The sequence below is a fragment of the Fischerella muscicola PCC 7414 genome (assembly GCF_000317205.1).
In the GTDB taxonomy this organism is placed as follows: domain Bacteria; phylum Cyanobacteriota; class Cyanobacteriia; order Cyanobacteriales; family Nostocaceae; genus Fischerella; species Fischerella muscicola.
Genome location: NZ_AJLK01000073.1, coordinates 11,072 through 33,746, shown reverse-complemented (window position 1 = coordinate 33,746; position 22,675 = coordinate 11,072). Strand labels below are relative to the sequence as shown.

The window sequence follows — 22,675 nt, the reverse complement described above, 5'->3', positions numbered from 1 at the left end:
ACTAGCAAACACAGATAGCAAGCCATTGTCTTTGTATATCTTCATTTTTTTAACTAAATCTTTCTGGTTTCAGCTTCGGAATCAATGAACCCAGCACTGCTGGGTCATTTTTTTTTGCTTGAGAGTGATTACTATGGTTGTGCGTTCGCGTAGCGGCTCCTACGGAGCATCGCTTTCTATACCTATGCTAGTAGCTGCATGTGGTGATCGAGTCCTTTGTGCCTTACGCCTTTACAGCATTTTCCAGTTACCTATTGCTTTTGGGTGATCGCTTATCCAATAACATAACGTTTTTGTAAATTTACTATAGCAGTTTACTATTGAGTGGAATACACTCAAATTATGCGATCGCATCAGACATGTTAGTAGCTTTCAGCTTTCTTAGAATATCTAAGAAGGATACACTTCATTTTAGCCAAATTGTCATTCACTAAAGATGTCATAAGTTTGGTTGCCATATAATTTTAGTAAAACTATGTTTAACGAGGTTTCATAACTGTGCGTAATGATTTAAAAGATTTAGACATCAGTCTAAGTGAGCTACAATATTTAACGAATTTACCTGTTAATGATGAACTAGTAATTATTATTAATCCTATCAAGAAAACACTCAAAAGTTTTATACAAAAAGCAAAAGGACCAGAAGGAGCTACTACAATTTTTATTGGAATTACTATATTAGTCGTTAGTTATCTTGTCTTTGATTTACTTGCTAAAAGTCTTATCATGGGCGCATTTATTCCATCTTGGATTTTATTGCTAGGATTTGTTGGTATCGGTACTGCTATTACACAGTTAATATTGTATCTAATTTGGAAACAGAAAAATAAGCTAGTCAAAACTAACATTACACCTTCTCTTGAGATGCTATTAATGGATGTTGATAGATACAATGCTGTTATTAAGGCAATAGATATCAATGACCAAATAGAAGCAGCTGGTAATTTAGGAGTAACCATCAAAGAAAGAAGTAAGGTTATCGAAGCATTACAACTTACAAAAGCTGATCTGATACGTGCTTTAAAGACAGAGAGAATTTTGAGAGAAAATCGAAAATTTATTATTAGTAATTCGGAACTATTTATGAACAACTTAGCAACGTTAACAGCAATGCAAGTACCAGAACAAGCTAGTGAACATGGAAAATTATTAAATGAGGCTTTACAGATTGCCTTGGATGTTCAACATGAAATGAGACGTTTACAGAACCAGCATTAAAATTGATACATATAGAGAAATTACTTCGTAGTGAACGCTACCTTACCAAGTATGAAGTGTTAAATATACTGCCGAATAATATCTGATGTTAGTGTTAATTTTTTCTATCTATTTCTGAGAAAAGGCAATATTCTTGTTAAAAAATATAGGAAAGCTAATTCATGCTTTTGTGCCAGATTTTTTTCTGAATTAACTGTCCTATTTTCCTGTTTGCCTTATTGTTCTCTGTAGATGGAAATGAAGAACCTTGGATCGTTAGGGAGCATCTATGAAAAATAATGAAGGCGATCGCGGCAGTGGTAGATTTGATTGCTAACCAGCTAAACCATAATCCATCTAGACATCCATGATGGTAAAGGCTATTCCTTGGGAAGCAACAAGATTTTATTTTGGCATTTTGGCAACAATTCGGATTGGATAAAAAGTACAGTAAGTTAGCAATCCGTTCTTGCACAAAATTAGCGCGAATTGGAAAACTTTCCTCCCCTGCTTAGCCACAGGGGTCTTTTATTGGGAATAGATTCAAATCAGAATTACATTCTTAGATTAATGCCTAAAATGTGAGCAACTCCAGCTGCTTTTATTGTTAAACCCCGTCCTTAAGGACGGGGTCTTCATTGTTAAGTAAAAAATGAAATATGTTATACAAATCCTCAGTTGTTTTTGGCATTTTGGCAGATATGTAGATAAAAAAACGAATATTGTAGAGAAATCATAAATCAAGTGCAAGAGTGTCAAACTACAGGATTCCCGGATTAACGTCTGGGAATTTTTATTGCCTTGAAAATGGGTGTGGGGCCAATAAGGTTTGGTTAAGGGGGAAAGGGCAAAGGGTAAAGGAGGAAAAATAAGCATTTTCACCTTTAACCTTTAACCCAACTATATTGGGTGTAGGGGTGTAGGAGGAGTTAAATTTTCGTTCCCTTGTTGTGGGCAATTGCCTGTGTACGCAAAACATAACGAAAGTAGAACTCAAATCCGGTACTTTGCCAGTTCCCCAGGTGTTATGGTATCCAACACAATTTCCTTACTAAAGTAGCCCAAACCCTGAATGATTCGAGCAACGCAGCCAGTCCATCCAGTTTGGTGACTAGCACCGATTCCCGCCCCATTATCCCCATGGAAATATTCGTAGAATAGAATTAAATCACGCCAGTGGGGATCTGTCTGGAACTTTTCATTACCGCCATAGACCGGACGGCGACCGGATTTATCCTTGAGAAAAATGCTCACAATTCGTTCGCTGATTTGCTGGGTGATATCAAACAGCGATAGGTACTTACCAGATCCTGTAGGATATTCAACGGTAAAGGAATCGCCGTAATAGCTATAGAGATGAAGTAGCGATCGCAACAGCAACATATTGACAGGCATCCAAATGGGGCCGCGCCAGTTAGAATTGCCACCGAACATGCCTGAGGTAGAGTCACCGGGAACGTATCCTACGTTGTACTCCTGTCCTGCGTGATAGAAACTGTAGGGATGCTCCAAGTGATAGCGGGAAAGAGAACGAATCCCGTAATCGCTGAGGAACTCTGATTCATCCAGCATTTTGGAGAGAACACGGCGCAGTTTGTCTTCGTTCAAGATAGACAGCATCAACCGCCCTTGCTCACCCAGCTTATTCGGGAGATGGATATTCTGAGTTAGTTCGGGGTGTTGCAAAATGAATTTTTGTGCCTCTGCCTGAAAGCGCGGCAGCTTTTCAAAGGCTTCACGTGGGAAAACGGCAACTGCCATCAGCGATAATAAACCCACCAATGATCGCACTTTTAAACGGGTGGAGTTACCGTTAGGAAAGCGCAGCACATCGTAGAAGAAGCCATCTTCTTCATCCCACAGTTCGTCATGGTATTCACCAATCCGATCCATAGCTCCAGCAATCCACATGGTATGTTCAAAAAACTTGATCGCAAAGTCTTCGTAGAGCGGATCGTGGAGTGCCAGTTCAATCGCAATCTGGAACATCCGCTGACTGAAGAACACCATCCAGGCAGTGCCGTCTGCTTGATCGAGGTAGCCGCCTGTGGGTAAAGGTGAACTGCGATCAAATACTCCTATGTTGTCCAGTCCCAAAAATCCACCTTGAAACAAATTGTTACCGCCTTCGTCTTTGCGGTTTACCCACCAAGTGAAGTTGATCAGCAATTTGGAAAAGGCGTATTTGAGGAATTCGATATCCCCGATACCGTTGTTCTGTTCGCGATCGCGGGTGTAAATTTCCCAGGTGGCAAAGGCATGTACAGGTGGATTCACATCGCCAAAGTTCCATTCATAGGCAGGAATTTGCCCGTTGGGGTGCAGGTAATCTTCCTGTAGCATCAGCATCAGTTGATCTTTGGCAAAGTCCGGATCGATTAAACTAATGGGGATCACGTGGAATGCCAGATCCCAGGCAGCATACCAAGGATATTCCCACTTGTCCGGCATGGAAATAATATCATCGTTATACATGTGAAACCAATCGCTGTTCCGCACATGCTTCCTGTTGGCAGCTAGCGTCCAAGGGGTAACGTTGCGCTCCCTCAGCCATTGATTCAGGTCGTAGTAAAAGTATTGTTTCGTCCACATCATCCCAGCCAGTGCCTGCCGCATGACATTGGTGCGATCGCTATCCGCCAAAACTGATGGTGGAATCACAGTCTTATAGAACTCATCCGCTTCCTGAATACGAGTCACAAACGTTTGCTCGAAGTCGCTGCCAAATGGCTCCGCGACCTGATCTGGAGCATGTTTTGAGAGGCGCAATTGCATCACCTTCGTCTCTTTTGCCCCAACAATAATTTCGTAATGGGGTGAAACTTTTGTACCAACATTGCTGGGATTAATAGCATCCTGTTGTCCATGCACAATGTAATTGTTGATGCCGTCTTTGACATAGGGGCTGGCATTGGGTGTGCTAAATAACCGCTGATTGTTTGTTTCATTCTCCGTAAACAGCAGCGCAGGTATACCATCACAGTATAAGTAGTAATCGCTGATGTAGTGATTCAGCAGGGTATCCGTAATGTGGGCATGAACCACACTGTTAGCTGTTCCCTCAACCTTCGTCAATACAGGCTTGGCTCCACCATCTGCCCAAGACCAGGTGTTACGAAACCAAAGGGTTGGTAGCACATGAATGGGAGCAGCTTGTGATCCCCGGTTGACAATGCTGATTTTAATCAAAATATCTTCGGCATCTGCTTTGGCGTATTCTACAAACACATCAAAGTAGCGATCATCGTTGAAGATGCCCGTATCTAACAACTCGTATTCCAGCTCATAACGACTGCGACTACGATTAGTACTAACTAAATCATTGTAAGGAAACTCTGCCTGGGGGTATTTGTAGAGGTACTTCATGTACGAGTGGGTGGGTGTGCTATCGATGTAGAAGTAGTACTCTTTTACATCTTCGCCGTGGTTGCCTTCACTGTTGGTTAAGCCAAACAACCGCTCTTTAAGGATAGGGTCTTTGCCATTCCATAGCGCCAGTGCAAAGCAGAGTAAGTTGTGGTTGTCGGTGATCCCACCCAGTCCGTCTTCGCCCCAGCGATACGCCCGCGATCGCGCATGATCGTGCGGAAAATAATTCCAGGCATTCCCATCAGAACTGTAATCTTCGCGCACCGTTCCCCATTGGCGTTCACTCAAATATGGCCCCCATTTGTACCAATCGACTTTGCCAGTACGGTTTTGTTCGAGCCGTTGCTCCTCTGCGGTCATAGAAGACTCCTGCTGAATCTAAGATATTTGATTTTCAGACTTCAATCTAGGCGATACTGCATCAAATTCTCGATAGATGCTTACTAATTGCCCTCTGTTTCCCACGACGATGCCCGTTCTTACGTATATGAGTAGATGCACAATTAGGACAGTTCATCCCTTAATTATGCAACACCCTTTTTTGGGGCAGTCTGTAAGCCTGCCTAGAGGTTCGGGTTATTTGTGTTGTGAACGAGCGCACGGATAGCTCAGGGCTACTGAAAGCCCCCGGCTTCTAGCCGTGGGGAAGCTTACCAATCGTCTTCGAGTTCAATAGTATTGTTTCAAGCTCTATTTTCAATAATTTTCAAGTTGTGAGTTGACTTGACAACAGCACCACACTTATTGGCGGCTTGCAATTCATGGACTGGATGATTCTGCTGATACTCAGTTGATACTTTTGATCTTCCTAAGCGACGCGATCATTTTTTAGCTACTTTGCTGTACCTCTTGCCAATTCATTTGGAGTCAAAGATTGAATTAGACTTAAGCTCATATTTTGGTTAGAAATATATTTAGCATAGGCAGCATTTAAATAGGGAGAGTATTTTGACATGCCACCAACGTAAGTTTGCAAGAAAGGCATACTCAACATGCTTATGTAACGACGTGCTTGTCTTGGATCATCTCCGACTAAGTTTGAAGGTAACGGCACTTGTTTAGAAGTATTACCACTCTCGCCGATAGTAGAAAAATGTGTTCCACCAGCAAGCAAGACAAGATACTTATGAGAATTTGTAATCCATGAGAAGGGTTGTATTTGCTCATACAAGGCAGGTGCAATTGTATCGTCACTGCCAGCTACTATCATGACTGGAATTTTAATTTGACTTAACCCCGCTTCACCAAAGATACTGCTGGTAATTGGGTTAATTGCAATCACAGCTTTAACTCGCTCATCCCGCAGGTTATAGCTAATACCATAGTTTTTACCATGCAATTCTAACGCACGACACTGGAATAGCAAAGACATGTTCCAAGTTTGCTTGAGTGCCTGTTCGTTACAGTCTTTATTTAATTGCTTAAAGTTAATCTTTGCACCAGCTAAAGCTAAAGCTGTGTAACCACCAAAAGATTGCCCAATTACACCTACTTGTTGTAAGTTTAGCCGATTTTTAAAGTTAATATCATTCTCTAATCGATCTAATATGTATTTTATGTCTAATGGGCGGTTGTAAAATTCTTCTGCTTGTGATATCTCTTTGGCGCTACCGTTAAGTAGCGATCGCAGTTGTTGAGTATTGCTACCTGGATGGTTGGGAACGACGACAGCAAAACCGTGGGAAGCTAGATACTCAGCCAAGTATCGAAAGTTGCTGCTGTCTGTACCTAAACCGTGAGAAATAACGATCACGGGTACTTTGCTACGGGCATTAGGAACATAAATATCGCTTAGTAAAAGCCGTTCCCGTCCTCTTGCACCATCTATTTGATTCAACGAGTCTTTTGTCACAACAAATTTTCCCTGACGCCGTACATCTGGCAATTGGGAAAGATTAAATGATGGTGGAATGCTAGCAACTTCTGTGGCAGACTTTTGCAAAACTGCTGCTACGGCGCGGTTGGTGTCATTTACTATTTTTGTCAGTTCTGCTGTAATACCCAAGGTACGCGCTAAATCAATATGAATGCTGGAGTTGGGATACTTCCGCACCAAATTTAATAGTGTTAAGCCCCCTGGTTCATTTGCTGCTAGAATCAACGCTGATCGCAAAGCATGAAATCCTGGATTTGGTTGGCGAGATTCGGTTTTAATCACTTCTGTCAAGCGTTGCAGCAAAAATTCTCCCTGTGGTGTATAGAGAAATTGTGATACTGCCACAGGATGAACCTTTATCGGACTAACTAATGCCTGCCGCAACTCCTGAAGTTGTTCTGGTTTGAGAAACTGGGTATAAACAGCCAATTCTTCATCTACTATGCCGTTTGTGGCGAAGTTTTCCAGGGCTGTAACAGAAACAGAACGTTCTATGGCTGAATAAGATCCATAAATTCGCTCTGCTGTCAAGGCTGATTGACTCAACCCAAAGGATGGCAGCACCGTAGATAGAACCAGCAACAGCCAATTTTTTTTAAGGGTGCTAACCCAGTTACTAAACAAGCTATTCATCGTTCAACTATACACAGTGATGTTGTTGACAAGGCGTGTATTGTGGTAGTTATTTCTACACCCTGAGTTTAGTTTTTGTGATGCGCCTCTAAATTTATGGATTTTTTGCAGTTTCTCGGGATTTAGAAATTCAAAATTGAACTTCCTTCCAGTCTACTGGATAAGTTGAGTTACTTACCTAGTCGTCGAGCAAATCGGTTAGCATCAGCTAACCATGACATCATATCAAATAAAAAAAACATACGCTTGCGTATGCAAATCATAAATATTTAGAATGCTATTAACATGATAAATTCAACAGTAATAGTACTTATTAACTTAAATTTAACTAGGTTTACCTAAAGCGATCGCTACTGAACTAGTGATAACTAAAACTGCTCCTAAAATTCCTACCAAAGTCAGTTTTTCGGGAGCGATTAAATTAGGTGCGATTACTGATACAAATTCTACTGACAATAAAGTGATAATCGGAGTCGAAGCCAATACAGCACTTACGCGCGATGCTTCCCAATGTTCCAAAACTTCCGAAAAAGCACCATAGGCAATCAGAGTATTTAAGGCACAAAAAATTAATGTTGCAGCATGAAAGTAATTAAGATTAAATATTGTTTTTGGTTTCGCAAACACAGAGAAAAATAATGTACATCCTCCATAAATCATGAACATGATATTGGATGAAGATAAAGATTTTAATAACTGTTTTTGTGCTAAAGCATAGACTGCCCATGTGACTGCTGCTAAGATAATTAAACTACTACCTAGTAAATATTTTTGAGATGATTAAAGAATAATATTATTATAAAATAGTTGATATGTATGAGAAGTATTAGTGCTTTGAGAACTTGCTATAAATGATTGCAAAAGTTGTTCGTGAAAAAAGAGAATAAAGCCAATAGTTAGAATTCCCAAGGCAAGCCACTGAGTTAGTGTATAGCGTTCTCGGAAAATGACTAAACCTCCCAAACCCATGAGTAAAGGTGCTAACTGGATGAGTAGTTCGGCGTTATAAGGTGATGTTAGCGCCAAACCTTGGAGGAAAAAATGTAATTAAGAGCTAAGAAAATGGTTGCGATCGCTAATAATTTCCCAGAAGTAGAACGTAGTTGTCTTAGTGTAGGTAATTTCCCTTGTACACTTAAATAAATTGCTAACAAAACAAACGCGATCAAAAACCGAAACCAAGTGACAGTATATACATCTAATTTTTGTAATGTTACTGACAAAGCGATTGGTATAATTCCCCACAAAAAAGCAGTCAGTAGTGACAACGCTAGTCCTAAACGCCAGCGACCTGATGTTTGATGAATTTTAGTCATTAGTCAATAGTTGTTAGTAGTTGGTAGTTGATTGTTGGTTGTTAAGACCCCACACATCAAACAACAAACAACCAACAACATTTAAAAGAAATCTGGCATCCAAGGAGATGCACCTGTAAATATTTGTGTAGCTGCTAAAAGTGCTGATTCTGTTGCAGTCAATTTCTTAGTTAGTTGTAACTGTTGGGGTGTAAATAAGCCCGTGTATATAGGTGCTAGTCCTTTAACATCTAGCTGTAACTCACCTTTACCACCACTTGTCACTTCACCACGGCCATGAGAAACAGCAAGAATAAATTTACCGTTATTTTCAGCAAACAAATCATCTTGAATTTCCAAATGCAGTTCAGCTTCTATCCCAGGTGGATAACCCCGCATCTCTAGCGCCTTAACAACATCTATCACCCGTAGCATCCAGCGCGTGGTTGATTTGATCTTGGCTGTTTGCTCCGGTAGCAGTAATGTTAGAGAATCAACAACAGCACTGCGCCAGCGTACTTTTTCTATTTGCGATCGATGACCGGCAACAAAATTCCAGAAAGATTGTAACGCCGCAGTTGTGAGCAATACCCAATCTTTAATTCTCAAAATCGAACCATCTTCTGTCCGGTGTTGGCTGAAAATAATATAACCTTCAGGTTGATTGGCTGAACCAATTAAATAAGTGTAGACTGTTTGCTGTTCCTCTGGTTTGCTTAACCTCTCCCAGATTGCTTGATGTCGATCTAGGTGTCCATTAATTAGTCTGGCTTTTTGCTGATAGAGTTCATTTAAGACTTTAATATCAAAATCAACACGCACAACAGGAAGTGGTTGTTCCGTGGTTGGGATAGTCTCACAAGGAATTTCCCACGTACAAAAGCTTCCTCCTTGTTCGTATCCTGCTTTGCGGTAGAGGCGTTGAGTAGCAGGATAAAGAGCAGACAGGGGCACACTCCTGGTATGGAGTTCTTTAAGAGTGTGTTGCATCATGGCTATGGCTGCTCCCGTACCACGATATTCTGGAGCAATACCAACAGCAGCAATTCCCCCCATCGGTATAGCCTGCCTACCCCACCACTGTCCCATCGGGATAATTGCCAGTCCCCCAACTATTTGTCCTTGTTTATGGAGGATACGGAAATTTTCTACACCAATACTGTTAATGTATTTTTCTTGATCTTCTGGTGCGCCAATAAAACACTGACTGAGGATTTCCCCTAATCTTTTCCCATCTTCTGCATTGGCAAGCTTGCTGTATTCATATACAGGTGTCATACTAACTACCGCCTAGCATCAATAAACTACAAGCATACTACAAAAAGCGTTAGTACTAGCACATCATCCTAAAGATTCACCCTAATGGAGGAAGTGATATCAATTTTGTATTTTGGATTTACAGAAATCTCAAACAATACTTCCCCTGACAATTTGGTGTTAAATTTTCTTTATTCTTTGTTCTTTGCATGAGCAGCAAATATACAAGCGCACAACTAGCTGTTCGTCCCTAGCCACTAACCACTAACTACTAATCATTAAAAATATTTATGACCGATAATTGCGAGCAGGGTACAAGACTCCAAATAAATCTCGTGGAACCAATCCAAAATCCAAAATCTAAAATCCAAAATCGGATGACTCGCGTTATCGGCTTAATCAGTGGCACATCTGTAGATGGTATAGATGCAGCTTTAGTAAATATTTCCGGTACAGACTTTGATTTACAGGTAGAATTTGTAGCCGGAGCAACATATCCCTACCAAAGTCATCTCAGAGAACGCATTTTGGCTGTTTGTGCTGGTCAAGCCATCTCAATGGCAGAGTTGGCAGAATTAGATGATGCGATCGCAATCGCTTTTGCTCAAGCCGCACAAAACATTCAAGTTGATCACCAACCAGCTACTTTAATTGGTTCTCACGGTCAAACAGTTTACCATCGACCAGCTGGTGTGGGAGATAGGGAGAACACTTCACCCCATCACCCCACCACCCCATCACCCCATCATCGTTTAGGTTACACTCTCCAACTCGGTCGCGGTGCTGTCATTGCTCAATTAACAGGCATAACAACTGTCAGTAACTTCCGTGTAGCAGATATTGCTGCTGGTGGACAAGGTGCACCCCTAGTATCGCCTGTAGATGCTGCTTTGTTCAGTCATCCTCAAGAAGCACGTTGTATTCAAAATATTGGTGGTATTGGTAATCTTACTTATCTACCTCCTCGGCAAAATACTCAGCCAGATAACTGGTTAGAAAAAATCCGTGGTTGGGATACGGGGCCGGGAAATAGCCTACTGGATCTGGCAGTACAGTATTTAACGAATGGCACAAAAACCTATGATGAAAACGGCTCTTGGGCTGCTAGTGGCACTCCTTGTCATGCCCTAGTCGAACATTGGCTAGAGCAAGAGTACTTTCATCTACCACCACCAAAGTCTACGGGTCGAGAATTATTTGGTGTTGATTATCTGCAAGAGTGTATCAAAGATTCGGAACCATACCAACTCAGTGCTGCAGATTTACTAGCAACTCTCACAGAACTCACAGCCGTTTCCATTGTCCATAATTACCGCTCTTTTTTGCCAAAATTGCCAGAAAGAGTATTTTTATGTGGTGGTGGTAGTCGCAATCTTTACTTAAAAAATCGGTTACAACAGCTTTTAGAGCCAGTACCAGTTTTAACAACAGATGAAGTGGGATTGAGCGCAGATTTCAAAGAAGCGATCGCCTTTGCAGTCCTAGCCTACTGGCGACAATTAGGCTTTCCCGGTAACTTACCAACCGTTACTGGAGCAAGCAAACGAGTATTGTTAGGAGAAATAAATTTTAGTCAATAGTCAATAGTCATTGGTCATTTGTTACTATTTATTCTCCTCACACTCCTCACACCCCACCCTGCGCGAAGCCCTCCGGGTACTCTACCCTACGCTCACGCCTTACGGCGTACGAGACCGGGCTTCGCCCGTCTACGGGGGTTCGCATACCCTTACCTTAAGCCCATGAGCGCGTCTACGTGACCCAAAGCCCAGCCACTGCGGTGGACTCTTCTCCCGCCATAAAGGAGCCACTGCGCCCTTGGGGGTTCCAACAGTTGTAGCAGGTGGCGTCACGTGGCGTCCAAGACTGCGACCCCCTCACCGCTGTTGCGTCTACACACTCCCCATCTCCCCACACCCCACTCCCCCTAATCCCTAGAGGGAACCCCGAGTTCCCCATTGCCCCCCAACCCCACAAAGTGGGGACCCCTAGCCCCCCATTGCCCCTAATCCCCACTCCCTTGGGGGAGTGGGGGCCGGTGAGTTCCCCACCACCCCACCTCCCCACCGATACTATGCTATCTTGGCGGTACTCGCTCAACGGCAAGGAATTGACAAGGTGGCTCACACGTTTTTATTGCAACCCGGACGCTGGGTATTACAAGGGAGTTGGCTGGAACGCGATGGTCTGCCAATCAATGTTAAGGGTATGACTTTGGTGGCTTGGAATCGAGATAATTGGTTCACAATGGCAACAAAGTTGATTTTTCCTGGTAGCGATCGCGCGGATATTGCCTTGCAGTATAAAGGACGTTTAGATATAGGTGCGCGGCAGTATACTTTCTTACTACAACATAATATTTTAGGACAAGTCGAAGGCGAGGGCTGGATTGGTTTAGATACAATTGTGCAGCGTTACTGGGTACTGAGCGATCGCGAACGTCGCAGCGGTTTTGAAACTCTACATCGAGTCAACGATGACAGTTACTACCTAACTAGTGGCATTATGGCTGGTCATTATTTAACTAGCACAATGGAAGCGAGTCTAGAACGCCAGCGTACAAACTGAAAAATTGCTAAGTGGATAGTACTTCATGATTAACCACTAACCACTATTGTACAGACGTGAGAAACATCGCGTCTCTACCTACTAACCACCAACAACCAACCACCAACCACCAACCACCAACAATTCCCTTATCCAAAGTTAATGAACTGAGTCAAAAGTGGGCAAACTAGAATACAAGGCAAAGTCTAGGATAGTAACTTTTGTATCGTTTTCTACTTTTGAACATTGGAGTCAATTTTATATGTCAGACCCCAACGTTGGTCGTTTACTCAGCAATCGCTATGAGCTTAAAGAGTTGATCGGAACTGGAGCAATGGGTCGAGTTTATAGCGCTAGGGACGTTTTGTTGGGGGGCGTGCCCGTTGCTGTTAAATTTCTGGCTTTATCAGTTCAAAATAAAAAAATGCGATTGCAGGAGCGTTTTGAACGAGAAGCAAAAACCTGTGCCTTATTGGGACAAAAAAGTATTCATATTGTTCGAGTTATGGATTATGGCGTAGACGATCATGATACTCCGTTCTACGTAATGGAATATCTCCAAGGTATAGGTCTAAACAATATTGTTCGTAAGCAAGATTTGTCTTTGCCAAGATTCTTGAACTTGGCACGTCAAATTTGTTTAGGGTTACAGTGCGCTCACGATGGTATTCCGGTTGATGGCAAAATTTATCCAATTATCCATCGTGATATTAAACCCAGCAATATATTAGTTGTTCCAGACGCTAGTTTTGGAGAATTAGTCAAAATTCTAGACTTTGGGATTGCTAAATTACTACAGGCGGATAGCAATTATACAAATTTCTATTTAGGTACACTAGCTTATTCTTCACCTGAGCAAATGGAGGGTAAGGAACTAGACAACCGCTCTGATATTTATAGTTTGGGCGTGATGATGTTTGAAATGCTTACAGGCAAAATGCCCCTAGTCGCGCCAACCCATTCTTTTGGAGCATGGTATAAAGCACATCAAACTCAACCACCACGGACTTTTGCTGAAGTTGCCCCAACATTACAATTACCCAAGCAAATAGAAAATTTGGTAATGGGTTGTTTGGCTAAGTCAGCAAGCGATCGCCCCCAAAATATCGGTGAAATTCTCAAAGTGCTAACATCTGTTGAACAGCATGATTTCACAAGTACTCAAGAACAAACTACTAATTTACCTGCTATCATCAATCCTCCACCTGTAAAAACTAATATTGATCACAAATCTGATGCTGATTCACGTGTATCTCCGTTAACTAGTGAAATTGCACAACAAGCTTCCTGGCCTCAAAATAAACCTATTGCCAATATCGTTTTTCCTCAGCCTATTCGTCTGAATGGGGAATTAAAACCTGCTTTATGGATTATGCTACCGCAAGCAGAAATTCAAAAGCGCTTAGTCTGTACTCGTTATAATCAGTTTCTTTTCATTACTTCTCCTCACCCCATGCTGTTGTGGATTACTGTCCTCTATAACCGCAAGCATGGTTCTAAATGGTTGCCTTATTACCTTGATCTCAAAACAAATATCGGCCAAGAAACCACTCGCCTACTCGTGCAAAATGGTTACTACCGTCTACTGTTATTTGCGAAAGAAACACCAAACCATTGCGCTCACATCATAATTTCGACAATTGCTTCTGCTCAACGGCAAAGACTTGAACAGTGGGCAGCAATGAGTAAATCATTGGCATTCTCAGATGAACCCCAACTTAGCAAAAATTTACTTAAGTTTGAGTACGAAAAGCTCAAACCTCAAATCTTAGCAAAACTACAAGCAATTGATACAGATTCTCCATTCGACCTGTCAGGCTAACTTGAAATGAAGGAAGAAGCCACAACGAACTGAATTACATCTATCAACTTGCTGTATGAAGAGAGTAATATATTAATTAATGTTAAGAAAATTTGTTTAGGAGTTGCAAAATACCCTTATAAGAAATATAAATAGTGAAGATATAAATTAAAAAAACATAGATTAGCTAGGGGTTGTACAAAAAATCTCTGTGTGGAGTCTAGTTTAAGGTGTAGGTTATTAATATCTATAAAACCTTAAGTTCAGTGTTTTTGCATAAGAATTAGTGCTAATGTACACATCTAGTCAATCTAGTCAGCATTTAAAATCATTTCATTGGTGCTATCGCTAGGTTAAGAAAGTACAATATTGACTTCTAAACAAAGTACTTTGTTGTGCAATAATAAATGGTTGGCTGGTGTAACCTCTAGTAGTACACGGGTATGTGATTACCTCTATTTGGGGTATATAATCTATGTTTTACAAAGCCCATCGTTTGGAGTTTGCTCGTGTCAAATTTTGATGTGATTAGTATTTCTATTGGCACTTTTACAGTTAGTGTTGCTCATCAAAGTTGACGCCCCGACATCCCCAGCTCTTTTCCTCTGGTGGAACCTAGCAAGAGAAGGAGGTCGCCTACCGCGACTCACAATCCTAAGCTGCCCAGCTAGAACCTGAGTCTAAACCCCATTGATGTTTGAGCAATTCTTTGTAAGTTGCTTCTCTGACAACCATTTGCTCATAGAGCTTGACGAGAAAATCTTTTGCTTGATCATGGCTCATGTTTTGTACCTGAGTAGCAAAAGAGCGGATGCTGAATTGCTGTTCTAGGGTCAACTCAATAGGCTTGTCCATAATTAGCTCCTAAAAAATAAGTAAAAGTTAGATCAGTTACAGAGGCTCCTAAGAGACTATTAGGCTAGTCGTTTACTTGTCTAGCACTTATTTATCTATATTAAGAAAGATAACAAGTGTTTGACTGTTTGCCTATATCCTTTATGGGGATTTTTTGACTAACCAATATCTTTGTTTTCATCCTACTGATATAAACCTCAAGTCTACCTAAAGAAATTTCGGTAAAAATCAGGTTTTCCAAAAACGCTCTCGTTGGCGAAATACCCTTATTACTCTTTGTGATAGATCAAAGAGAGGGTATAAATTTGAATTATATTCGCCTTATCCTATAAAGCGCAAGGTGTCAACAAACTAAAGATAGTAAGATTAGCCTCTGTAGGTAAGTTTCTTCAGAGGTTAAATTTATATGTATCAAGTTGTAAATCAGAAAAATGCTCAGGCTGAACAAAATGATGAGTATATTTACCAGAAAGGATAGCAGGGATCGGGGATCGGGTATTGGGTAGTAGGATTGAGGGGACAAGGGGAGCCAGTGCGTTGCGGTGAGTCCAGTCCCCCAAAAAGGCGGTTCCCGTCACGTAGACACGAAGTGGCTTAAGGTAAGGGTAGGGGAACTGGCGAACCCGAAGGGAGGTTCCCGAGGACTGAAGCCGGAGGTTTCCTCCGGCTATGGAAGTCCGTTCCGTTGTAGCACCTGGCGTGGACAAGGAGGACAGGAGGACAAGGGGGAGAATAAACACCAATTCCTAATCCCCGACGCCTATCTGTGATCGCCAATCCCCAATCCCCAATTATTCCAGAGCAACGATGACAACAGTGATGTTATCGTGTCCACCTTCTTTTTTGGCAGCTTCAACAAGGGCGATCGCGGTTTTTTCTACAAGCAGGCTTTCTTGAAGGTAGGAAGCAATTTTTTCATCAACTAGTTCTTCTGTAAGCCCATCGCTACATAACAACAAGCGATCGCCACTTTTAACATCAAGTTGTTGTAAATCAATTTGATGTAGGTCTTCACGCCCTAAACAGCGAGACAAAACGTGACGGAAAGGATGAATACGCGCCTCATCTGGTGTAATATCACCCATTTTGATGGCACGTGCTACCCAGGTGTGATCTTCAGTGATTTGTTGCAATTGGGAATCTCGGAAGCGATATAGCCTAGAGTCACCAACATGAGCACACCAGGGAGGTTCTCCAGGGCGGAAAATCATCACCACAGCTGTTGTTCCCATATCAGATCGTTCCGGATGACTTTCCTGATCCTGCAAGATAGCTTGATTTGCTTGCCAGAGAGCATCTTCTAACAACTGTGCTGAGGTTTGGGAAGAATCCCAATTGTCAAGCAAATACTTTTTCACTTCACAAGCAGCAATTTGACTTGCTTGTTCACCTCCTGCATGACCGCCCATGCCATCAGCAACTATGAAAAAGCGCCCTTCTGGGTCAATATAGTAAGCATCTTGATTATTAGAACGAATAAGTCCCGGATCACTAATACCGGTAAAACGAAGTTTCATATATTTCTGCAAAAATTAATACATACGGTCATAACGGTCAAGACGCATTAGCAGTCTAATTAGCAACCATAATACTGCGGTTGCGATCAAACCAATAAAAACTGCCTGCCAAAAATAATTGTTTACAAATAAAATCGTTGCTGAAAGTGTAAAAGCACTTATTATTAACGCATAGGCTATGCCAAGTTGAATATTACTCTGCCGACGTAGTAAACGCTCTGTTTCAATAGACCGGACGCGCAGGCGTACATCTCCACGTTCTAGTTTTTCTAGTGTATCCTCCAGTCTACGTGGTAGACCAAATGCTGTACTACTAACTTGGGCAGCTTGCCGACTTAATTCATTTAAAAAGCTATTGCCTTCAGAACCATTCATATTCGTCATAAGCTGCATTGCATAGGGTTGGGCAACTTCCATAAAGTTAAATTCTGGGTCTAAGCCTTTTCCTACACCCTCTAAAGTCGAGAAGGCGCGCATCACAAAAGTGAATGTAGCTGGAAACCTAAAAGGTTGATCATAAGCTATCTCATATAGATCGTCACTAATTGCTGCTACGGACTGATTTTCAAAAGGCTTATCCATGAAATTATCCAGCATGTACTGGACAGAACGCCGCACAGGTCCCATATCTTCTACGGGTGCTAATGCGCCCAAATTGATCAAAGACTGGACAACGCGATCGCCATCTTTAGAAGCAATGCCAAATAGTGTTTCCATCAGTCCTTCTCGCACATTGGACTTGATGCGTCCCATCATGCCAAAATCGTAGAAAATTAAAGCACCATCGGGACTAACAGCGATATTGCCAGGATGTGGATCGGCGTGGAAGAAACCATTGTCAAGTAGCTGAAGTAAGTAGGCTTGAGCGCCTTGACGAGCAATTTGCTTACGATCTAAACCCGCAGCTTCAATAGCTTCGTATTGACTAATTTTGATCCCAGGAACATATTCTAAAGTTAAAACTCGTGAGGAAGTATAGCGCCAGTAAACGCGCGGTACTTTTACCCATTCGTAAGCGCGAAAATTGCGACGAAAAGTATCAGCATTGCGTCCTTCGTTGAGATAATCAATCTCTTCCCAAAGGATACGGCAACACTCTTCATAAATTCCGATCCAATCCCGCCCCTTACCCCACTTTGGATGATTTTGGAAATAACGAGCTATACCTTTAAGAATTCTTAAATCAATTTCAAATAGCTTTTTTAATCCTGGACGTTGCACTTTCACAACGACAGCTTCACCTGAGCGCAAAGTGGCTTTGTGTACCTGCCCCAAGCTAGCAGCAGCTAAAGGAATTGGTTCAAAACTGGCAAAGAGATCCGGTATCTTTTTACCCAACTCTTGCTCAATAATTGTTTCTACTTGCTGGTAGGTAAAAGCGGGCACTTTGTCTTGTAATTTTGACAATTCTTCTACATATTCGCTGGGAAAAATATCCGCACGTGTAGAAAAAAGTTGTCCCACTTTAATAAAGGTCGGCCCTAAATCCAGCAAAGAATTACGAATCCACACTGCTAACACTTTACGTCTAGCAGCTTGCTTGGCTTCAGTAACTCCACCAGCATAACTCCAAGATTTGTTGTAGAGCCAGAGTCTATACAATAAGGTCAGTACAAATGACCAAATGTCTACAAACCGCCGTCTACTCGAATAGTTTTCGCGATTCCAACGGTATGCCTTGTCTGTATAACCTTTTTCCATATGCTTTGCTTACCGCTGGTTTTGAACTAAGTCAAACAATTTTGGATTTTAGATTTTGGATTTTGGATTGACCCCACTTAGGTCATCTGGAGGCTTATACCCTGCTCGAAATGATTAGTCATAGGTCATTGGTAAATAGTTGATTTTTCTAAACAAAAAAACTACTAACCACTAACTACTAACCACTAACTAACTATTTCTACTGCTGCGATAACGCTGTAGTTCTGTTCGCAAAAAGGCAATTTCTGCCCGCAGTTCATCAATCATGGCTTGCAAATCCACAGGATCAGTACCTGTTTGACTAAATCCTGTAGTGCTTTCACCTGTGTCAACAGCATCAGCTGCTCGATTGGCTCGCTCCATCACTTCGTCTGTGAATTGGCGCAGCTGCTCTCTGAGTTCCGCATCAAGTTTGCCTACTTCGCTCAAAGCATCAGTCAAAGCGTTTTCCAGGCGTTCTGTCATGACTTCAGCTACTGCTCTACCGACAAAAAAAGCTTGTACCAGGGGGTTACTCATAAATTTTTGTTACGTCTCGTCCGCACAAAAATTATAACTTGTCGGTTTGCTTTACTGCTTCTACTTAAAGTGTTGTTGGTTGTTTGTTGTTTGGAGAACCTACCAACCACTAACAAAGAACAAGTTTTCCTAGATTTGAACTTTAACAACATTAATGTTGTTAAAGTAATGTATATTAATACTAAACAAAAATTAAGCAACGTTGGTGTTGCTAAAATTTTTATTTTTTTATTAACAGACCCTTAGACAGTTCTATGAAAAGTTCTTTGGCAGAATTTAGACAAAAGGATGGCCTGTCAAAATCGATTACTCTCGATCAGTTGCAGGTATTTGAAGCAGCTGCGAGACACTGTAGCTTTACTCGTGCTGCCGAAGAGTTGTTTGTCACCCAGCCAACAGTATCAATGCAGGTCAAGCATCTTGCACAGGCTGTTGGTATGCCCCTGTTTGAACAAGTGGGTAAGCGTATCTACTTGACCCAAGCAGGTCAAGAAGTTTTGCATACTTGCCGGGAAATATTGCAGTGCCTAGATCGCCTAGAAACAACCATTTTTGACTTGCAGGGGATGAGACTGGGACGACTGCGATTAGCAGCAGTAACTACAACAAAGTATTTCCTCCCCAAACTACTGAAGCCTTTTTGTCAACTCTACCCTGGTGTGAAATTGTCTTTGGAGTTTACCAATCATGAAGCGCTATTGGCGCGGATGCATGAGAACCTTGATGACTTGTATGTCATGAGTTGTCCACCAAATAGAGAAGACATAGAGGTAAGGCCATTTTTAGCTAATCCCCTTGTAGCGATCGCCCCTGCAACTCATCGTTTTGCAAACGAACGCAATTTATCCCTGAAAGCTTTTGCTGAGGAACCCTTAATTATGCGGGAAGAAGGTTCGGGAACCCGCATGGTAGTAGAACAATTTTTCAAACAACATGAAATAGACTTGCAAATTAACATAGAACTAGGCAGTAATGAAGCAATTCAGCAAGCTGCAATTGATGGTTTGGGAGTTTCCATCATATCTATGCACACCCTTAACTGTGCAGAAGTCAGAAAACACCTAGCAATATTAGATATTGATCATTTCCCAATTCATCGCCAATGGCAGATCATCTTTCCTAAGAAAAAACAGCTACCAATAACTGCTAGTACTTTTCTTGAGTATTTGCTCAAAGAAAGTCAAAAATTTTCTACTAACAAAGAAAACCCAATGCAAGTAGTTGAAGCTTTGTGGATATAGTCTCAACTAGAGACAGGCGAAACTTCTATCGCCTGCTTTTATTATCAATTTCTCAAAAATTAATCATGGCGATCGCCAACCATGCCGACTTCTACATTAACATCCGCAAAAAATAAAATATAAAATCAAAGTATTTACTCTTTGACATTCAAGCTGTGGACATTACTAAAACTACTTGCCCTCGTTGTCATCAACCTGTAAACAGGCAAGCTATCACCTGTCCCTATTGTCGCGCTCAACTAAAAGCTTACGGTCATCCTGGTATTCCTCTACACAGAGCAACTGGAAATAGCTATCTTTGTGACAGTTGTGCCTACCACGCTGATGATAGCTGTAATTTTCCCCAGCGTCCTTATGCCAAAGAATGTACGCTGTACCAAAATCTTGCAGAAAGTGAACTGGAGTTACAGCAGTTGCGTGAAGCAAAAAGCTTTAGCACTACTGTGAGAAACTGGATCAAACGCAATCAGGCTTTATTATTGTTATTGGCTTTATTATTAGTGTGTTTGCTCGTAGCTCTGTTGCAATCTTAAATACCGAATAAACCCAGAAAATTTAAGAAAAATTTCTACCATATGATTTAGTCCTCTGTTTTCTGCAATAATGTCTCCAGAAATTCTTTAGAGTGAAAGAACACTTTGTACAAGTAAACAAAGCTACATTATCTGGTAGAGGTCTACAAAACGACCAAGACTGGAAGGACATCTACTACAGAAGGCGCGATGCAGGAGAAGACCAAACGCCAGAATTAGCTTATCCACTGAACCTGGAAGTGAATAGACATGTTTCATAATTCGCTATGATTTTTGCAATCATTACTAGCTTTAGCTGAAGGCAATAGGGGTTCTTCAAATACTGCCAGATCAAACCAAAAAGTTGTGCCTACACCGACTTCGCTCACCAAATGAACTTTACTGTGATGTTTTTCTTCAATAATATTTCTAACAATTGATAATCCTAAGCCTGTACCTTCTAGGGTGTGAACACGATTTTCTACCCTGAAGAAGCGATCAAAAATTGCTTCTTGATCTTCTGGGGCAATGCCAATACCAGTATCAGCAATTTCTACGCGCACTTGAGCAGGGCGATCGCTATCTTGTGGCTGCGGTTCTAGTTGATAGGCACGAATCATGACTTTACCGCCTGCTTTGGTAAATTTCAGTGCATTGCCTAGTAAATTAGCTAGCACTTGCAGCAACAAATCATAATGACCTACTACTAAAGGTAAATTGGGTTCAACTTCTTGATATAATTCGATACCCTTATCTTTGGCATTAAGTTGGTACGTACGTAGTGTCTGTTCTATTGCTTGCGTTAAATCCACCCCGTTTAAGTGATAACTCCGACCAGATTCTAATCTGGATAAATCCAAAACATCATTTACTAAACGTGCCAAGCGATCGGTTTCATGATTAACAGTTAACAAAAAATCTTGCCGTTGTTCTGAACTGAGTTCTTCCCCATATTCATGCAAAGTTTCAATAAAAGATTTGATATTAAATAAGGGAGTGCGTAATTCGTGGGAAACGTTACTGATAAATTGACTTTTGGCTTCGTTTAGTTCTACTTCTCGGGTGATATCTTGCACAGTGATGGCAATTCCTTTCACATTCTCCCTTTGTTGGTCAAATACAGTAGCTAAGAGAAGGCGGATAGTGCGTTTGCTTGGTTGAGTGAAAGGAATACGGAATTCGGCACTTTCACATTCCCCGGCTGCCATTTCATACAAAGTACGAGTGATTTCTATTTGTACTGCTGACGGCAATAAATTGAGAACACTCTCACCCACAACATTAAGCCCTTCCCAACCAAAAATGCGTCGGGCTGTGGGGTTAACTAAAATCACCTGCATATGCTCGTCTATCAAAACCGCACCATCAGCAATGGTGGAAACTAACGTTTCTAACTTGGCTTTTTCGGCAGTTAGTTCCTCAATATTCTGTTCTTCGTAGCGTTCTAGACGCTCTGCCATTTCATTAAAGCTGAAAATTAGCTCTTTGAGTTCACCTCCAAATGGCAAGTCAATACGCTGCTTGAAGTTGCCCGCAGCGATTTGCTTGACACCCAGCAATAGCTCTTTAATTGGTTTGGTGATTGTCAAAGCATTGATTACTCCTCCTAGAATCACCATTACCCAAATAGAAATAAATACAGCAATGGTGACATCGCGGGTGAAATTTGTAGAAATGACTGCATTCGGGTTGGGGTTGATGCCGATCGCTAAAACACCCAGATATTTTTTTTCTACCGTCAGAGGCACAAACACATCTGTGACAACACCATCTGGGGACATATGTTGTCGCACCATTGGTTTTTCGGCATCAGCAGCGTAATCCTCTGGTAGTTGGATACGCCTTTCAATTGTTAAGGAGGTTTCAACCTCCGGTTCCCAAAAGGGAATACCAAAATAGATTTTTCCAGTCTCATCAGCGTAAAGCATGTAACGCACGCTGGAAGTACTGCTGTAAAAGCGTTGAGAAAATTGTGCTACCTCAGTCAGATTATGATCGGCAATTAAGGGAGCAACGTTAGCAGCCAGCAGCAGTCCTAAGTCACGACCGAAACGAGTATCATTCAAACGGGCGTCCTGCTGAATCGTATTGATTGCCCAAAAGGTCAGACCACTCATCACCAAAGAAACCACCAAGGTTACAGCAGCCAAAAGTTTGGTCTGGAGAGTGAACTCTGACCACCAATTCGCGATCGTTTCTCGGATGTTTTTTAAAAGAGCCAGCATCTTAAAATAAAAATTTGTTATGTCTGTGGTTATTTCAATTAAAGACATTGCTTATTATTTTTGTTGTACCCTGCACCGATGTCTTTCCAGAATTGCAGTTGTTCAAACACTAAGCTTTGGGGGTGTTCTG

Annotated in this window: 18 protein-coding genes and 1 pseudogene; 9 read left to right on the top strand and 10 right to left on the bottom strand. The window is 41.6% G+C overall.

Annotated elements, in window-relative coordinates:
• Positions 1-133 precede the first annotated feature (133 nt).
• Together UYI_RS39640 and UYI_RS0110600 are read left to right on the top strand one after the other, a co-directional pair.
• A complete protein-coding gene (locus UYI_RS39640) occupies positions 134-268 on the top strand; it encodes a hypothetical protein (protein ID WP_258003599.1) in 135 nt (44 codons plus the stop codon).
• A 230-nt stretch (positions 269-498) separates the two neighbouring features.
• Positions 499-1,218: a hypothetical protein gene (locus UYI_RS0110600; RefSeq protein ID WP_016866639.1), complete on the top strand. Its 720-nt coding sequence runs from the start codon at positions 499-501 to the stop codon at positions 1,216-1,218.
• A 972-nt stretch (positions 1,219-2,190) separates the two neighbouring features.
• Here UYI_RS0110600 and UYI_RS0110595 read toward each other — a convergent pair.
• From UYI_RS0110595 to UYI_RS0110580, 5 genes and pseudogenes are all read right to left on the bottom strand, one after another.
• Positions 2,191-4,926, bottom strand: a complete 2,736-nt coding sequence (locus UYI_RS0110595; RefSeq protein ID WP_016866638.1) for an MGH1-like glycoside hydrolase domain-containing protein — start codon at positions 4,924-4,926, stop codon at positions 2,191-2,193.
• 61 nt (positions 4,927-4,987) lie between these two features.
• The gene (locus UYI_RS40340) at positions 4,988-5,083 is read right to left on the bottom strand and encodes a transposase-like zinc-binding domain-containing protein (RefSeq protein ID WP_422615052.1); all 96 of its coding nucleotides are present in this window, start codon (positions 5,081-5,083) and stop codon (positions 4,988-4,990) included.
• A 315-nt stretch (positions 5,084-5,398) separates the two neighbouring features.
• Entirely contained in the window at positions 5,399-7,075 is a 1,677-nt protein-coding gene (locus UYI_RS0110590; RefSeq protein ID WP_016866637.1) for an alpha/beta hydrolase, read from the bottom strand.
• Between the two features lie 324 nt (positions 7,076-7,399).
• Positions 7,400-8,391, bottom strand: a pseudogene (locus UYI_RS32400) (DMT family transporter).
• An 81-nt stretch (positions 8,392-8,472) separates the two neighbouring features.
• A complete protein-coding gene (locus UYI_RS0110580; RefSeq protein WP_016866636.1) occupies positions 8,473-9,648 on the bottom strand; it encodes a GNAT family N-acetyltransferase in 1,176 nt (391 codons plus the stop codon).
• 356 nt (positions 9,649-10,004) lie between these two features.
• Here UYI_RS0110580 and UYI_RS0110575 point away from each other — a divergent pair, with 356 nt between their 5' ends.
• The 3 genes from UYI_RS0110575 to UYI_RS0110560 all read left to right on the top strand — a co-directional run bounded on the left by UYI_RS0110575 (position 10,005) and on the right by UYI_RS0110560 (position 13,996).
• Positions 10,005-11,207 carry an anhydro-N-acetylmuramic acid kinase gene (locus UYI_RS0110575; protein WP_026085877.1) on the top strand — a complete coding sequence of 401 codons (1,203 nt, stop codon included), beginning with the start codon at positions 10,005-10,007 and terminating at the stop codon, positions 11,205-11,207.
• Positions 11,208-11,745: 538 nt separating this feature from the next.
• On the top strand, positions 11,746-12,195 hold the full coding sequence (locus UYI_RS0110565; RefSeq protein WP_016866633.1) for a hypothetical protein: 450 nt from the start codon (positions 11,746-11,748) through the stop codon (positions 12,193-12,195).
• A 241-nt stretch (positions 12,196-12,436) separates the two neighbouring features.
• Positions 12,437-13,996, top strand: a complete 1,560-nt coding sequence (locus UYI_RS0110560) for a serine/threonine protein kinase (protein WP_016866632.1) — start codon at positions 12,437-12,439, stop codon at positions 13,994-13,996.
• 633 nt (positions 13,997-14,629) lie between these two features.
• Here UYI_RS0110560 and UYI_RS0110555 read toward each other — a convergent pair.
• The 4 genes from UYI_RS0110555 to UYI_RS0110535 form a co-directional block, all read right to left on the bottom strand.
• Positions 14,630-14,830, bottom strand: coding sequence for an NblA/ycf18 family protein (locus tag UYI_RS0110555; RefSeq protein ID WP_009455637.1), 201 nt, complete (start codon positions 14,828-14,830; stop codon positions 14,630-14,632).
• A 791-nt stretch (positions 14,831-15,621) separates the two neighbouring features.
• Entirely contained in the window at positions 15,622-16,347 is a 726-nt protein-coding gene (locus UYI_RS0110545; protein ID WP_016866630.1) for a Stp1/IreP family PP2C-type Ser/Thr phosphatase, read from the bottom strand.
• Positions 16,348-16,362: 15 nt separating this feature from the next.
• Positions 16,363-18,048 (bottom strand): ABC1 kinase family protein, encoded by a 1,686-nt coding sequence (locus UYI_RS0110540; RefSeq protein ID WP_016866629.1) that lies wholly within the window; start codon positions 18,046-18,048, stop codon positions 16,363-16,365.
• 189 nt (positions 18,049-18,237) lie between these two features.
• Positions 18,238-18,567 carry a DUF6825 family protein gene (locus tag UYI_RS0110535; protein WP_016866628.1) on the bottom strand — a complete coding sequence of 110 codons (330 nt, stop codon included), beginning with the start codon at positions 18,565-18,567 and terminating at the stop codon, positions 18,238-18,240.
• Between the two features lie 254 nt (positions 18,568-18,821).
• On the opposite strand from UYI_RS0110535, the gene UYI_RS0110525 reads away from it, so the two are divergent.
• The 4 genes from UYI_RS0110525 (at position 18,822) to UYI_RS36735 (ending at position 20,601) form a co-directional block, all read left to right on the top strand.
• Positions 18,822-19,808: a LysR family transcriptional regulator gene (locus UYI_RS0110525; RefSeq protein ID WP_016866626.1), complete on the top strand. Its 987-nt coding sequence runs from the start codon at positions 18,822-18,824 to the stop codon at positions 19,806-19,808.
• On the top strand, positions 19,799-19,924 hold the full coding sequence (locus UYI_RS39635; protein WP_258003603.1) for a hypothetical protein: 126 nt from the start codon (positions 19,799-19,801) through the stop codon (positions 19,922-19,924). Before UYI_RS0110525 ends, UYI_RS39635 begins: the two co-directional genes overlap by 10 nt.
• A 39-nt stretch (positions 19,925-19,963) precedes the next feature.
• Positions 19,964-20,341 carry a zinc ribbon domain-containing protein gene (locus UYI_RS0110520; RefSeq protein ID WP_016866625.1) on the top strand — a complete coding sequence of 126 codons (378 nt, stop codon included), beginning with the start codon at positions 19,964-19,966 and terminating at the stop codon, positions 20,339-20,341.
• Between the two features lie 92 nt (positions 20,342-20,433).
• Positions 20,434-20,601 (top strand): hypothetical protein, encoded by a 168-nt coding sequence (locus UYI_RS36735; protein WP_016866624.1) that lies wholly within the window; start codon positions 20,434-20,436, stop codon positions 20,599-20,601.
• Here UYI_RS36735 and nblS read toward each other — a convergent pair.
• The gene (nblS, locus tag UYI_RS0110510) at positions 20,596-22,545 is read right to left on the bottom strand and encodes a two-component system sensor histidine kinase NblS (protein ID WP_035138432.1); all 1,950 of its coding nucleotides are present in this window, start codon (positions 22,543-22,545) and stop codon (positions 20,596-20,598) included. The genes UYI_RS36735 and nblS overlap by 6 nt on opposite strands.
• Between the last annotated feature and the right edge of the window lie 130 nt (positions 22,546-22,675).